Source organism: Salmonella sp. SG203 (assembly GCF_013350575.1).
Lineage (GTDB): Bacteria > Pseudomonadota > Gammaproteobacteria > Enterobacterales > Enterobacteriaceae > Salmonella > Salmonella enterica.
This window is the reverse complement of the sequence record NZ_SNMT01000021.1, coordinates 16,076-32,491: the sequence shown is the minus strand read 5'-3', so window position 1 is coordinate 32,491 and position 16,416 is coordinate 16,076. Positions and strand designations below refer to the sequence as shown.

The window sequence follows — 16,416 nt, the reverse complement described above, 5'->3', positions numbered from 1 at the left end:
CGCGGCATCATGCTGATTGATTTTCATTTTTCCACTCCCGACGGTGACTTTGCATCCGATCCGCGTTAAGCGCCTGCGCTTTTGGCGCATCCATCACCAGTTGTCCTTCTTTCAGGACAACGACACGCTCAACCAGCTCCAGTATTGGTACCCGGTGCGTCGCGACGACCAGGGTTCGATTGCCAAGCCACTGATGTAACCGCTGAATAAACTCTCGTTCCGTATGCTCGTCCAGCGAGGCGCTGGGTTCGTCAAGTAGCACAATATTGGGGGAGCGCAGCAGCATTCTCGCCAGCAACAGGGACTGACGCTGCCCGCCGGACAGGCCGTTACCACCCTCCATAATGGGATGATCCAACCCTTTTGCCAGCCGCCTGACGAAGACGGCGCCGCCGCTGACTTCGAGCGCGTCAAAAATCTGTTCATCGTTGGCGTGCGGCGCGCCGAGCGTCAGGTTCTCTCGTAGGGTGCCGAAGAAAAGCCGCGCGTTCTGGCTAAGAAAGCCGATGTTGCGGCGTAAATCCGCCATATCGATGTGCGACAAGCTGAGATTATCAAGCCGGGCATCTCCCTGAATCATCTCCAGGCCGCCCGCCATCGCCTGTAAAAGTGTGGATTTACCCGCGCCGTTACGCCCCAGTATCGCAATCCGCTCGCCTGGCATGATCTCCAGACGTACGAGGCGCAACGGTATGCGTTGATCGTCGTTATGGTAACGAAACTGAGCGTTTTCAAATAGGTAATGCCCGTGGAGGATGTCGCGGTGTATCAGGCTATCGTCATGCTGTGTCTCGGTGGGCAGTTGCATAATGTTGTCGAGACCCATCTTCGCCGCTTTCACCTGCTGCCAGCGCGCCAGCACGCCGCACAGGTTAGCCATTGGCGCGATCATCCGCGAGCCGAGCATCGACGCGGCGACCACGGCGCCGGTAGTCATACTGCCTTCAATGACCATCGGCGCGCCGAACATAATCACTGCGGCATACACCAGACTTTGTACCGACATCCCCCAACTGATAAGCCCTTGCGTGAGTTTGCGGGTGCGTAGACCCGACTCGCCGGTAATACGGATATAGCTATTCCACTGCTGAAGAAAGCGGTTCTCCGCCTGCATCAGTTTAATATCTTCCAGCCCCTGAACGCTTTCGACCAAGACTGCATTGCGTAGCGTCGCTTCGTGGGCGGCCTGGTTGGCGAGGACAGCCAGTTTTTTTTGCAGTGCGACGCCCGGCAGGATCATCAGCAGAGCCGCCACGGGCGCTATCCATGCCAGCGGTGGGGCAATAATCGCCAGGACTATCATAAACAGGAAAAAGAAAGGCAGATCGACAATGGTCGCCAGCGTTGAAGAGGTAATCATCTCGCGGATCTGCTCCAGTTCGCGTAACTGCGAGATAAAACTGCCGGTGGAACGGGGGATAGCGCTGTTGCGCAGCCTTAACGCATGACCGAATACCCGATCGGAAATGCGCATATCGGCGCGTTTACCGAGCACATCCATAATGTGCGTACGCGCTTCACGCAGCAGAAAACCGAACAGCACCGCTACCAGCACGCCGAAGGAGAGAACGTACAGGGTAGGATATGACTGAGCGGGGATCACCCGATCGTAAACCTGCATAGAGAACACAATCCCGGCCAGCGACAGCACGTTAATCAGAAAGGCGGCGACCATTACCGGTAAATAAGGGCGAATATCCTGCAGAACCAGCTCGCGCATCCAGTCGGGTTTAAAGCGGGAGATATAGCGGTCGACGCGGCTATCCTTGAGCGCCGATAGCGGGCGTAGCGCGGCAACATAGAGGATCTCCGGCAATAACTCGCTGAGCGTCAGGCGGTTACGCTGACTCTCTTCTTCAATCACAAAAACGTCTACCGCATCTTCGTCATTAACATGTTCGATGACCAATAACTGCCCGTCCCGGAGCTCGACAACCAACGGCAATCGCCACTGACTAAATGCCGTTTTGTCTATGTCCGGCGCATGAAAGGATAAACCCGCCTGCCGCGCGAGCTGCGTTAAGGCGGTCGTTCTGCTTTTACCCCTAAACCACGGGGCGTTGGCCTGAATTGAACCGGGAGAACAGGCAACGCGATAATGACCGGCGACATGGCTGATGGCCTGCGCCCATTGGCTTAGCGCGCGCTCACTGAGTACCTCTTCTACATCGGGGGCGGCGCGGGTCATGGCTGGATCTCCACGGATTGAATGCTGCGATGATTTAACGCGAACGCCTGACGAAGCGCGCCGGTGTTATACAGACAGTTCAGTTGCAACTGATGCAACTGGCTTTCCGTTTGCAGTTCGGCAAAACGCGCCTGGTAAACTTCCTGCTCCGCATTAAGCACGTCGAGCAGCGGGCGGGAACCGAGGTCAAGGTATTGCTGCTGATACAGTTCGCGCGTACGTTCGCTAAGCTGCTGTTGCCGACGAAGGATTTGTAACGCGCTGGCAAGACTCATTGCCTGGCTGCGCGCCTCCATCAGTTTCTGGCGGACATCAAGCCGGGTGCGCTGAATGGTCGACTGAGCCGCGTCTACCGCATGGCTGGCGGCGTTGCGTCGGGCAGTCAGCCCTCCGCCCTGGTAAAGCGGCATCTCAACTTTCACCCAGGTGGAATACTGGGTTTTATCCAGCACTTCATGACTGGGATATTTATCATTAAGATAATGTTGTACAGAAGGTTCGAGCGAAATCGTCGGCGTCATTTGCGCGCTGGCATAGTCCAGATTCGCCCGCGCAACGTTGGCCTGCGCCCAGGCGGCCAGTACCGCGGGCACCAGTCGATCGTCGGGAGTCGCCGTCTCACAGCTGCGAGCGAGTTTCGCCGGGAAGTCATTATTGATGCCGTTAAGCGAATTCCAGCCCAGCCAGCTCATCAGTGAGGCTTTCGCACTATCGAGATTGGCCTGATACTGCGCCAGTTGCGAGCGGGCGGATTCGATTCTGGCTTCGGTTTGCACCACGTCAGAGAGCGACGTAGCGCCTTCATCGCTGCGCTGCCGGATAAGTTTACCGATGCTGTCCAGCGCGACGAGCTGTTCTTCCGCCGCTTCTACCATTTGCTGCCAGCTCTGCGTTTGTACAATGGCGTTGGCGGTTTCGTGCGCGACGGTATCAATACTGAGCAACACATTGGCCTGTTGCTGCGCTGCGCCTGCGGTTTCGGCGCGAACCTGGCTTGCCACTTTGCCGAAGTCATAAAGCATTTGCGATACCGACAGCACTAGCGAGGGGCTATACCCGTGATCGGTGTAGGTATTGCTGTACCCATTGTTCACGCCAGCGCTGACTTGCGGATAATATTTCGATTTGGCGACCTCTATTTGTTCATTCTGTGCGAGCAGTTTGCCGATGGCTTCGCGAATAGAAGGATGCCAGTTAACGGCGCGATTGACCGCGTCATTGAGCGTCAGGTTGCCCGGCGCGGCGGCGCTGAGCGGCAACTCAGCGGCGGAGCCATCCAGCGAAGGAAGCATCTGGTCCGTTGCTAATCCTTCGGATGTAATCATTGGCGGCGCTTCTGCGCCCCGGGGCTGGTGATGAAACAAAGCAAATGCCAGTACGATGGCGACAGGCGCGACTCTTCCCATAGTTTATCCCTTTTAAATATCACCGCTTGTTGCCCCGAACGTCGTGGCGTTCGGGGCTTTTTTATCAACCGCCGGTTATCAGGTGGTTGTTCTGCAAAAGATCATTTAGCGTAAGCTGCACATTCTCCAGAGTGACAAGGTCGGTTGATTTAAACGCGCTGCCGGCGCCGTCGCGATCGACGGATATCACCGTATTGGCGCCGCTGGTATGAACCTGAACAAAGTTACCCAGCGTCGCCGCCTGATGATCCCAGCCGGTCAGCAGTTCGTGGATATCGATCTTGTCGCCCTGCGCGGTGGAGAAGTTTTGCCAGCGATCGGCGCCATTGCCGCCGGTCGCGTCCGCGCCGTTTAACAGGTGATAAATCAGCGTATCGCCATAGGCGGAGCCGATGAGAACATCGTTTTGGTTGGTACTGACGATTTGCGGCGCCATATCAATGGTCAATGTGGCGCTATCCGTATGACCCATCTTGTCATCCAGTTGATAGGTAAAGACCTCTTTACTGGTGATGGACGACATCGCGACGCCATTATTCAGGGTGTAGGTGTAGGCGCCATCAAGGTTAATTTGCAATGTGCCGTAATGTCCCTGAATCGTGGCGCTGGTGGTATTCGCCGCGGCGTCCAGCGTGGCGGCGCTGCCGTTATACCCGCTAATGCTCAGGCGGGTATTCACCGTATTAAGCTGATCCATCGCCCCCGCCGCATCGCTGCCATCAAAAATATTGCCGAGAACGGTATGCGTTCCGGACGTTTCAAAATTATCCAGATCGACGGTGGTGCCGATGACGCGTGGCGTGATCGTCGCCGCCCCGGCCAGGGTATTGGTGCCGGTAAAGTTAAGCGTGTACGTTCCGGCATCCAGCTCCAGGCCGCTCAGGTTGACGGTCACCGTCGCGCTGCCCAGCGTGATATTCGCCACAGGGACGGTTCCGTTGCGTATGACGGTCCCGTTCTCCTGAATGGCCCAGCTAATATTCAGATTGCCCAGCGTAATGAGCGTGGAGACATCAAAGACCAGTGACGCGCCTTTAAGTACGGTGCCCGTTGCAACGTCAAAGGTGCCGCTCCCGCTGCCCGATTTGCCGAGTAGCCCCCAACTGGCGCTGCCGACGCTGGAGTCCAGCCAGGCAGCGGTATCCTGAAGCGTGGCGACGCTGAGGGTATCGCTGACATCATTAATCGCATCCAGCGCCCTGGCGGTTGGCGTGATATTGAGCGAGGCCGTATCGGTATCGCCGTTTGGCGCTTTGACCGTATAGATAAAGCTGTCCGGCGTTTTAATGCTGTCGGCGCCGACGCCGTTCTTCAGCGTGTAGGTATAGTTGCCTCTTGCGTCAATGATGAGCGAGCCATACAGCCCGTTTACCTCCGTTGTGCCGGTCGCCGCAATCGCCACGCCGTTTACTTCAGTGAGGAGGGCGTCCGTAGGGACGACATCATTGGTCAGTACGTTGCCGGTGGTGTTGGTGGTGATACTGTCAACGGCATAGGTGTGGTCCTGGGAAATCGCCAACGTATAGCCAGTGAGGACGCTAATGCCGCTGGCGGTATTCAGCACGAACAAGTATTCGCCGCCAGGCAACGTCAGGGTCAGCGGCTGGGACTGTCCGGCTAACAGCAGGGTGTTAATCCAGCCCTTTTGAACCCGGAACTGCTCATATTGTTGAATGGCATCGTTGAAGCGATAAACGTACAGATCGAACGTGGAAACCAGTGAGACGCCGCCGACGGTTCCCTGTAACGTCATGGTTCGCGTAGCGCCTTCTTCAACGTTAAAGATGATCGGATTAGTCATATCATCAAGCAGATTCGCGTTCAGTACATTACCAAGTCCGACGCTTAATACCGTGACGCCGCTTTGTGTCGAGGGGCCGTTGTTGACGTAGCTAACGTGAGTATCAAAGACCAGCGAGGCGTTATTGTCTGTCGCTATCACGCTGCCCGGTACAGGCGCGGGACCCAAATTAATAACCAGTTGCGCGGCGCTGCTACCGACGCCATTCTGGGTGATGGTGTAGGTGAAGCTCTCTTTATGTCCGTATCCCGCCGTGGGCTTAGTCAGCGTGTAGGTGTAACTGCCATCCTGATTAATGTGCAGCGTGCCGTATTGCCCCAGGATATCCACGCCGCCCGCGCCGACCGGCGTACTGACGCCGTTGGCGTTGGTGATGGCGGTGACCGTGGTGCCCGTCGGCGCGGTATCATCAGCCATGACGTTGCCGGTACTGATGGTTGGCCCGCTAATAATACCTGCGCTGGTCTGGTGTACATCGACATCCAGGCTGGTATATGACCCGGTAGCGAGCAGACTGGTGTTATAAGTGAGTACCCGGTACTGGCCTTCGCCCAGGCCGCTCAGGTTCAGGGTAACGCCGCTCCCGGTCAGGGTAAGCAAATTCGCGAAGTCGCCAACGGCGGTGTTGACGATCGTCGTCCAGGCGCCGAGGCTGGTGTCGTAGCGCTGTACCACAATCTCCTGAGTACTGAGCAGCGAAAGCACGATTCCCGTTGCGGCGGCATCGATGGTGACGTCGCCCGTACCACCTTCAGCAATGGTGAACTCAACCTGAGCGGTATCGTTACCCAAAACCGAGGCGACATTGCCAAGCGCGCCAACCAGCAGCAGGCCGTAATCCGAATAGTTTTGCGTGCTGGTGACGGCGGTAGAGGTCAGATCAAGACTGGTGATGTTATCCCTTGCCGCCAGCGGCAGAATCGGCGCAGTAATGCCTAACGCGCCGGAGGCGTTACCCGCAGCGTCAGTGGCCGTCACGTTAATGAGTTGACCTTCAATTTGTTTTGTCGGCAAGGTGAGAGACCATGCGCCGTTGCTGCCGGCGGTGGTGGTGAGCGTCACGCCCCCCGCCAGCGTGACGGTTACGGTGCTGTTTGCCTCAGCCTGTCCGGAAAGTGAACTGCCATCGGCGCTGAGCGTACCTGACGGCGTACCGGGCGCCAGCGTATCGACAATCACCGTCGCGGCGGTGGAGACGCTGCCTGTACCGTTGGCGTTAGTCGCGGTGGCGGTGAAGGCGTGGCTGCCTTCGGTCAAATTGCCTGTCGGGGTAAAGCTCCAGTTCCCGCTGGCGTTCGCCGTGGTGGTGCCGAGCAGCGCCCCGTTGTTATAAATGCTCACCGTGGCGCCCGCCTGAGCGGTACCATTCAATGTGGGTTGTGCGTCATTAGTGACCTGGCCGTTGGCGATAGCGCCGGTATAAATACCCACATCATCTACTACGTTGGTGATGATCGGTGCTTCCGGCACACGCGTATCGGGTGCGGTAAATCCGGCGGCAATGCCTGTGTTGCCTGCTTTATCCTGGGCAAATGCCAGTAGCGGCTGACCATTGGTCTGCGCGGGCGTGAGTGTGGCGGTGAAGCTGCCTGTACCGTCGGCGGTGGCGGTTCCCAGTACCACACCAGTATCAGAGGTAATCGTCACTGTACTGCCTGCTTCCGCGGTGCCCGTCACCCGATTACCGGTAGCATTGATGACCAGGTTGCCGGGCGCGCCGGGCGCAATGGTATCCACGATAATCGTTATCGATGGCGAAGCGGCGCTAACGTTACCAGCCGCATCGGCGGCGCTAACGCTATAGGCGTGACCTCCCTGGCCGAGCGCGGCGGTTGGCGTCCAGCTCCAGTTGCCGCTGGCATTGGCGTTCACGGTCGCGACCAGCGCGCCATTATCGAAGATGCTTACCGCGCTGTTGGCTTCCGCAGTACCGTTGAGCGTCGGCTGTGTGTCGTTGGTCGATTGTCCATTGCCAATGGTGCCGGTGTTGTTCGGGACATCATCAACGATGCTGGTTATAAGCGGAACCGTTGGCGCAAGGGTATCGACCACGATAGTAAAACCGCTGGTGGCCGGGCTAACGTTGCCTGCCGGGTCGGTGGCGGTCACTGTTAATGTGCGCGTGCCGTCGTTTAACCCTGTCGTCGGCGTGAAGCTCCACGCGCCGCTCGCGTTAGCCGAGGTGACGCCAAGCAGAGTGTTGCCATCATAGATACTGATCACGCTGCCCGCTTCGGCAGTGCCGTTCAGCGTGGGGCGGTTATCATTGGTTATCTGACCATTAGCGAGATTTCCTGTGACCCCGCCCGCGACGTCATCCACTACGGACGTCAGGATCGGCGTTTGCGGCGCGGTGGTATCGACCGTCAGGGTGAAAGCCGTACTGTTCGGGCTGCTGTTTCCTGCGGCATCGGTGGCGACGGCGGTGATGACGTGCGTTCCGCTTGCCAGCGTTGAGGTGGAGACGCTCCACGCGCCGTCAGGCTGAGCCGTTGTCGTGCCAATGACCGTACCATTTTCATAGAGCGTAATCGTGGCGCCGGCTTCTGCGGTGCCGCTGAAGGTTGGCGTAGGATCGTTGGTATTTTGGCCGTTCGCGATCGTGCCGAGGCCTGGCGCCTGATCGTCACTGACTGATGTGATTACTGGCGTCAGCGGCGGCGTGGTATCGACGACGAAATTAACGCTGTCTGAAACGGGACTGGCGTTGCCTGCGGCATCAACGGCAATGACGGTAATTACATGGTTGCCCGTCGCCAGAGAGGCATCAGGCGTATAGCGCCAGCTACTGCTATTGTCGGCGGGAATTTCAGCCAGCAGCGTGCCGTTATCGTAGAGACGAATAGCTGTGTTGGCTTCACGGGTGCCGCTAATGACAGGGCGCGCCTCGTCTGTGATCTGTCCTGAACTCAGATTGCCGGTAATGGGGCCCGTACCGTCGTAGACCGTATCAATAACAGGCGCGGCGGGAGCCGTGGTATCAATAGTAAACGAGCGTATTTCGGACGCGGCGCTGGTGTTGCCTGCCGCATCGGTTGCTGTCGCCGTCAGGTTCCAGACGCCCGCGCCCAGCGAGGTAGACGGCGTAAAGCTCCAGCTACCGTTGGCCTGAACTTGCGCCGTGCCGACCAGCGCGCTGCCATTATAAATCGAGATGGTTGTACCCGCCTCACCGGTACCCGAGAGTGTTGGTCGGGTTTCGTTCGTCGAGCCGCCGTTGGGGACGATGCCCGTCACTGGCGCCGTATTGTCTGCCACGCTGGCGATAACCGGCGCGGCGGGCGGTGTGGCGTCAATCGTCAGCACAAATCCGCTGGACACCGAGCTGCTATTACCCGCCGGATCGGTGGCGCTAAGGGTGAACGTGTGGCTACCGTTTGCAAGCGGCGTCTGCGGCGTGAAACTCCACGTGCCGTCGCTATTCACCGTCGTGGTACCGATGGACGCGGGATTACCGTCAAGATAGACATTAATCGTCGCGCCTGCCTCTCCGCGCCCGTTCAGGGTGGGCGTCGCATCGTTCGTTAGCTGCCCGCTAACCAGGTTGCCGGTAATACCGGGCTGGTCATCCACAACGGAGGTGAGAACCGGGATCGCCGGAGGCGTAATATCGACCACGATCGTCCACGGCGCGGAGACCGCGCTGGTATTGCCCGCCGGATCGGTAGCGCTAACCGTCAGATTATGGCTTCCCTCTGACAAATTGCGGGGCACCGGGAAGGTCCAGCTACCGTTTTCGCCTACCTGAGCCGTGCCAAGCGGCGTACCGTTATCAAAAATGGTGATTGTCGCGCCAGGTTCGCCAGTTCCGTTCAGTATTGGCTGCCGATCGTCGGTGGATTGCCCCGGTAACACCGGAACGGTCGGTTGATTGTTATCGTCAATCACGGAGGTGATAAACGGCACATCTGGCGCCTGCGCGTCAATGTTCAGCGTAAAACCGTCCGAAGGCTGGCCGCTATTGCCGGCGGGATCGGTCGCTACGGCGGTAAAGATGTGCGCGTTGCTCTCCAGCGGCGCGTTCGGGGTGAAGCGCCAGTTGCCGCTTTGATCTACCGTGGCGGAACCGATTTCTACGCCGTTATCCAGAATGCGGATGGTGGCGCCTGCTTCTCCCGTTCCGTTGAGCGTCGGGCGTGAATCATTGGTGAGCGCGCCGTTATCCAGCGTACCGGTCATGCCGGGGACATCATCCGTTGCGCTGGTAATAACCGGTTGCGCCGGCGCGCTAAGATCGACAGTGATCCCGACCGGTGCGGACAGGCCGCCCGGGCCATTCGCATTGGTTGCCTGGACGGTGAAGTAATGTGTGCTTTCGCTTAATGGCGTCGCGATCTCAAAGATCCAGTTCCCGCTGGCGTCAACGGTGGCAAAGCCTGCCGAATCGCCATCAATGAAAACTTCAACGGTAGAGCCGATATCCGTGGTGCCGCGCAGCGTCGGCATGGTGTCGTCCGTGGCGCCGCCCGCCGCAATATTCCCCTGTACGCTCCCGACATCATCTTCAATCGCCGTGATGGCCGGGACGGCGGGCAGACCGCTGTCGGAAGCGGGAAAATTCGTAGCCGGGCCGTTATTCCCCGCGCGATCGATAGCAATTGCCGTCAGCGTACCGCCATCGGTTTGCGCCGGACTGAGCGTGACGACGAATTCACCGGTACCATTAGCGACAGCGCTGCCGACCAGGGTGCCATCGGCATGATGAATTTCAACGGTAGCGTAAGGATCGGCAAGTCCGGCGACGCGCGTGCCATCATCGGCCACCGTCTGGACTGTTGGCGCGGGCGGGGCGGTGATATCCACAGTAATGGTGATCGGTTGGGTTTGCGCCGTGGTATTTCCAGCATCGTCAGTCGCGCTGAAGGTTAGCGCATGGCTGGCTTCTGATAATTCGGGCGTATTGAATGTCCAGGTTCCGTCGGTGACGAGCGCCGTCCCGATTGCCACGCCATTGTCGTAAATCGTGACGGTGCTGCCGTTTTCGCCGCTGCCGTTGATAGTCAGCGTCCGATCGTTAGTAAAGGCGCCATCGGTTAATGGCCCGGTCACTGGCGCAACATCGTCAAGGATTTCATTGACGACGGGCGGCTGCAACGGAACGGTGTCGACGGTAAAGGTAAAGCTGTTCGATACGCCGCTGCTGTTTCCGGCGGCATCGGCGGCAATGGCGGTCAGGGTGTAGACGCCATCCGGCAACGCGCTGGTCACCGCTAGCGTCCAGGTGCCGGTCTCATCGACGGTGACTACGCCTAAAACGCTGCTGCCGTTATAGAGCGTGATCACGCTGCCGATGTCGCCAGTGCCGTGAATGACCGGTGTATTGTCGTCAGTGGTTGCGCCGCTGACAATAGTATCCTGGACTTCGCCGACGTTATCTTCGGCAAAAGTGATAACTGGATTGGCGGGCGCAGTGGTGTCTAGCGTAAAAGTGACTGAGGCGGAAGGCGAACTGATATTGCCCGCTCTATCGGTTTCCGTGACGGTAATGGTATAGGTTTCTGGCGTAAGTGCCGCAGGCGTAAAGTTCCAGCTACCGTTATCACCTACCGTTGTGCGACCAATTTCACTGCCATTATTGTAGAGAATAATCGTGCTGCCGATCTCTCCCGTGCCGCTGAAGGTCGGCGTGGTATCGTTCGTTGCGCCATTATTGCCGATGTTGCCGATAACCGGCGCGACGTTATCGCTGATCAGCGGCGCGTCAGGCTGCGCTGGAGGCTGGGTATCAAGGGTAACGGAGAAAACGCTGGAGGTGGGGCTACTATTGCCTGCGGCATCCGTGGCGGTGGCCGTCAGGATGTTTAACCCTTCGCTCAGATTACGGGTTAGCGGATAGGTCCAGCTACCCTGTGGATTGACCTGGACGGTAGCCAGTTCTACGCCGTTATTGTACAGGGTGATGATGGTGCCGGGTTCGCCGGTGCCGCTGAGGGTCGGCATACGCTGATTGGTAATACTGCCGTTTGCCAGTAGCACCTCGCCTTCTCCGCCGGTGATGGCGGCTGACACGATCTGCGGCGCATCCGGCGCCTGGGTATCGATGCGTAGGGTAAAGCTGATGGATTCGGGACTTTCGTTCCCCGCCGGATCGTTGGCGCGAGCGGTCAGAAGGTGGTCGCCGTCGCCCAGCGCGGCAGGCGGCGTAAACTGCCAGCGCCCGTCCGTGCCGACCAGCGCCTGACCTATGGCATTGCCGTTATCGTAAAGGATGATTGTATCGCCTGCGGTGCCGCTACCGCTCAACCGGGGCTGGGATTCCTGGGTAATCTGATTGGTATCAATCGTATTTCCGTCGCCGTCAGCTACGCCGATAACGCCGGGAGCGGCAGGGGCCTGGGTATCAATGGTAATCGTAAAATCGGTCGAAAAAGGCGTGGTGTTGCCGTTACTGTCGCTGGCCGTCACGGTAAAGGTGTAGGTGTCGTCCGCCAGTGGCGAGGCCGTGGTGTAGGCGTAGCTCCAGACGCCGGAATTACCGACGATAATATCTGCTATCCGGGCGCCATTCTGATACAGGTGTACTGTGGAACCCGGTTCACCTGTACCGTTAATCGTTGGCGTACTGTCGTTAGTGAGCCCCAGATGCGCGACGCTACCGAGAATACCCGGCGCATCATCTGTAATGAAGGTGATTACCGGTTGCTGCGGCGATTGCGTATCGACCACCAGGTCGAATGACGCGGCCGGACTGGCATTGCCTTTAGCGTCGGTTGCGATTACGGTCAGTCGATGCGCGCCTTCACCTAAATTTTGCGACGGCGTAAACGTCCAGCCGCCGTTGGGCTGTAGCGTGGCGAGTCCCAGCGAAACGCCGTTATCAAAGACTTCGACACGCGCGCCAGCCTCCGCCGTACCGCTAAGGGTGGGACGGTTGTCGTTGGTGGTTTGTCCGTTCACCAGCGGCCCGGTGAAGCTTTCAACATCGTCCAGCACCTGAGTGATAATGGGCTTATCCGGGGCGGTGTTATCGGGCGCTTGCGCTGTGGTTGGCGGGCTGACATTGTTGGCGCTGTCGGTGGCGGTGACGGTAACCTGTTCGCCGTTGGTCTGTGCGGGGACGAGGGGAAGGGTAAAATGACCTTCGCCATCTGCTTTGCCGCTGCCAAGCGGCTTGCCGTCCGGCGTGGCGATCGTGATGGCGCTACCCGGTTCGGCGGTGCCGCTGATACTGGTGCCATCCTCACTAATTACCACGTTTTTCGGCATTTCCGGCGCGGTACTGTCCGGCGCGATAACCGTCGCGGCGGCGCTTTCGTTTTTCGCGACATCGGTGGCGGTAGCGATAAGCGCCTGGCCGTTAGTCTGCGCCGTATTCAGCGGAACGATAAATTGTCCGTTGCCATTAGCGACGGCGCTGCCAAGTACGGTGTTGCTACTGTCGCGGATAGTGACCGTTGCCCCGGCTTCCGCCTGACCGCTTACGGACAGACCGTCGGTCGCCACGATAAGACCGTCCGGTGCCGCAGGCGCAGTTTTATCCGGCGCGTTCAGCGTTTCTACCGGACCGCTATTCGCGGCTTTATCGGTAACGCTAATGCTTAATGTTTCGCCGTTAATTTTCGCCGGGCTAATACCTATTGAGAAGGTACCGTCGTCGCCTGCCGTTCCACTCCCGAGCGTATTTCCCAGGCTGTCTTTGATAACCACAGTACTGCCAGCTTCCGTAGTGCCGGTGAGTCTGTCGCCGACGTCGCTAACCGCCAGGCCTTCCAGCACCGGCGGCTGCGTGTCGATATCAATGGTAAAGGAGACGGACTGCCCGCTGGTGCCGCGATCGTTGGTCGCGGTAGCGGTAAAGACATGGTCGCCATCGGCAAGCGCCAGCGAGGGGGTAAAGCTCCATTTGCCGTCAGCGTCGGCGACAATGGGCGGAAAGGTCGCTACAGGAAAGCCATTATCGTTAATCGATATCGTACTGCCTGGTTCAGCAGTACCGCTGAGGGTTGGGCGGTTATCATCTGTGGCATCGCCATTTTTCAGCAGCCCGGTAACGACGCCAGCGTCATCCGTCACGGTAAGGATAGTCGGCTGGGCAGGATACTGTGAGTCAGAAGCGGTAAACTCCGTGGCGGGGCCGATGTTACCGACGGCGTCCTGAATACGCGCTTCCAGACGCTCGCCGTGGGTCTGAGCCGGATTCAGCGTGATGCTGAAGTGGTTATTTTCTCCGGTAATCGTGGAGCCCAGGTAATTTCCCGCCGGGTCATAGATCGACACAGTACTGCCAGCTTCAGCGGTGCCGCTAACGGTTGTGCCGTCTTTCGCAACATTATCAATGATAGCGGCGTCAGGCGGTGTGGTGTCCACAATGATAGTAGGCGTTGTCGTCACGCGGCTCGTGTTTCCGGCTTTGTCGCTTTGTTCGACGGTAAAGGTATGTTCGCCATCGCTTAACGGCGTAGTCGGCGTAAAGGTCCAGCGTCCATTTTCGTCTACGGTAGCGCTGCCGATAACGGTTGAACCTTCTTTAATCGTGATGGTATTGCCTGCCTCTCCCTGCCCGGAAAATAGCGGTTTTGCCTCGTCAGTCCGGTCATTATTCTGTAGCGGCCCGGTGAGCAAACCGGTGTTATCGGCAATCAGTTCAACGCGTGGGGCATCGGGGCTGAGTGTGTCGATAGTCAGCGTAAAGCGGGCTGATTCGCTACTTTCGCCTTTAACGTTAGTCGCAATGGCGGTGAAATGATTTTCCCCATCCGCTAGCGCGCTGGTAATGGCAAAATGCCAGTTTCCGCTGGCATCAACCGTTGTGGAGCCTATTTCCTGACCATTGGCGTAAATATGGATGACTGTGCCTGCGCTGCCGGTGCCCTCCAGAGTGGGGGTATTGTCGTTCGTAAACTGATTATTGCTCAGCGTGCCGGTGAGGGGAGCGGCATCATCGATAGCGGCGGTGATAACCGGTGTATCGGGGAGAGGAATGTTGGGCGCATCAATGGTTGCGGATGGGCCGGTATTGCCGGCATCGTCAGTCGCGGTCACGGTAAGTTGTTCGCCGCTAATCTGTGGCGCTGTCAGATCAATACTAAATTTACCGTCGCTATCCGCTTTGCCCTCGCCAACGACGTTGCCTGAGGGATCTTTGATGGTAATGGTACTGCCCGCTTCGGCTTGCCCGCTTACCGTTTTTCCGTCCGCTGAAATCAATAATTCGCCGGGAGCGAGAGGCGGGGTAGTATCTACAGGATTACTGCTACCTGGAGTATTGCCGTTAGGGTTACTGCCGCCGGGATTGCTGTTATCAGGGGGATTACCGTCAGGATTGGTGTTATCGGGGGGCGGATTATCGCCATCCGAATGATGGTGGGAATCGCCGCCGCCGGAAGACGCGATAGCGGCAATGCCGCCAGCCGCCACCGCACCAGCCAGTACCCACGGCCAAACGGCGCCGCCTGCTTCATGGGAAGCGCCAGAAGTGACCAGCAGCTCATTAATATCAGCGATTTGTTCAAAATGTAGCCCGGCTTGCGGATTTTCTACCCACCATAACGTGCCATCGTTTTCTGCCAGTACTAACTGGCTTGCGCCCAGATCGTTGGTAACGTAAAAGTTTTTAATCGTGATCGTTTCGCCGGAATGGAGCGTCACCACCAGATCCTGATTAATGCGCGTAAGTTGACTAATTTCCTCCCGGGCCACTGATAATTTAACAATTGACGGGGCGTTAAGAGTGACCGCTGAGGATTCCACAGTGGTGGAGACGCCAGTCAATTTCGAAACCACGGCGAGTAGACGCATAAATCAGCTCCTGATGGATTTGCTCTGTGTATTAATTAACGGGCACAACGTTCAGGGCAAAATGCGTAGACGAGCCTTCCCGTTCATCGTGAGAGATGAATTTCCGTAGCCATATTCTTTTTTATGAGCGTAGGTGAAGGTCTGGTTTTCTCGCCGAATAACCCTTTGTTTTTTGTGCCTGACTAGTGCTTTCGTATTAGATGATATAGTCAGAAAAAAATCTTTCTGCAAATTAAGATCTATTGATAAAGGTGTTAGTGCGTCTGAAATATAACGGAGTTTGTGTTAAGGAGAGGTGGGGTGGGCTAACAATGCATGATAATTTTTTATTTATCTTTATGTTTTATAATGAATTTTAATTTTTTCTTCTTTTTCTCTTTTAACATAAAAACAATACTTTTTGTGAAGGTATTCAGCAATATTAAATTTTATAAAAATCATTTGAAGTATTGTGTTATTAGGCTATAAAAATTTTTTAAACAAAGAATATATTCTTGTTGTGGTATTTATTGCTATTGATAAGCGTCAGACACAGAGAATATATTTTCGAGGCATGCATGAGATATGAATATTGACCAGCTTCATACTGAGAAGCTGGTCACAAAAAATGTCTATTATCGGCCTGCATTTTTCATAATGCGTGCTTTATCCAGTTGCCACTCACGTTCTTTAAGATCGGAACGTTTATCATGTTGTTTTTTACCTTTCGCCACGCCGATCTTCACTTTGCACCAGGCATTTTTCCAGTACAGAGAAAGCGCGACGACAGTATAACCTTCACGATTAATACGGCCATACAGCGAATCAAGCTCACGCTGATTTAACAACAGTTTGCGGGTTCGGGTTGGGTCGCATACGACATGTGTCGAGGCGACCGCCATCGGCGTAAAGTTTGCGCCAAACAGCCAGGCCTCGCCATCTTTGAGGATAACGTAACTGTCGCCGATATTGGCTTTTCCTGCGCGCAGAGATTTTACTTCCCAGCCTTGCAGGGCGAGACCAGCCTCGAACTCTTCTTCGATAAAGTATTCGTGCCGGGCGCGCTTATTCAGCGCGATGGTGGCTGAGCCCGGTTTATGTGCTTTTTTCTTCGTCATAAGTGTCGTGAATTCATAGGTAATCTGATATCGAAAACACCCCATTACGTCCTGATGAGGTGCAAAAATCTATCTTAGCATGAGTTGGGCTATGCACGCACAATTAAGGCATGACGGTTGGGGACAGCATTTTTTTTACTCGCTGATAAGTGGTATTATTTACACGATTTATGTTGATGGGAATTG

At 56.7% G+C, this 16,416-nt stretch carries 4 protein-coding genes; all 4 read right to left on the bottom strand.

Features of this window, described 5'->3' with window-relative positions; genetic code table 11:
• Positions 1-7: 7 nt before the first annotated feature.
• The 4 genes from HV477_RS21915 to smpB all read right to left on the bottom strand — a co-directional run bounded on the left by HV477_RS21915 (position 8) and on the right by smpB (position 16,230).
• Entirely contained in the window at positions 8-2,188 is a 2,181-nt protein-coding gene (locus HV477_RS21915; protein WP_023194228.1) for a type I secretion system permease/ATPase, read from the bottom strand.
• Positions 2,185-3,594: a TolC family outer membrane protein gene (locus HV477_RS21910; protein ID WP_000533858.1), complete on the bottom strand. Its 1,410-nt coding sequence runs from the start codon at positions 3,592-3,594 to the stop codon at positions 2,185-2,187. The genes HV477_RS21915 and HV477_RS21910 overlap by 4 nt, the downstream gene beginning before the upstream one ends.
• Positions 3,595-3,658: 64 nt before the next feature.
• Complete coding sequence (bapA, locus tag HV477_RS21905) at positions 3,659-15,133, bottom strand: biofilm-associated protein BapA (protein ID WP_175065384.1); 11,475 nt, start codon at positions 15,131-15,133, stop codon at positions 3,659-3,661.
• Positions 15,134-15,747: 614 nt separating this feature from the next.
• On the bottom strand, positions 15,748-16,230 hold the full coding sequence (smpB, locus tag HV477_RS21900; RefSeq protein WP_001518569.1) for an SsrA-binding protein SmpB: 483 nt from the start codon (positions 16,228-16,230) through the stop codon (positions 15,748-15,750).
• Positions 16,231-16,416: the final 186 nt, after the last annotated feature.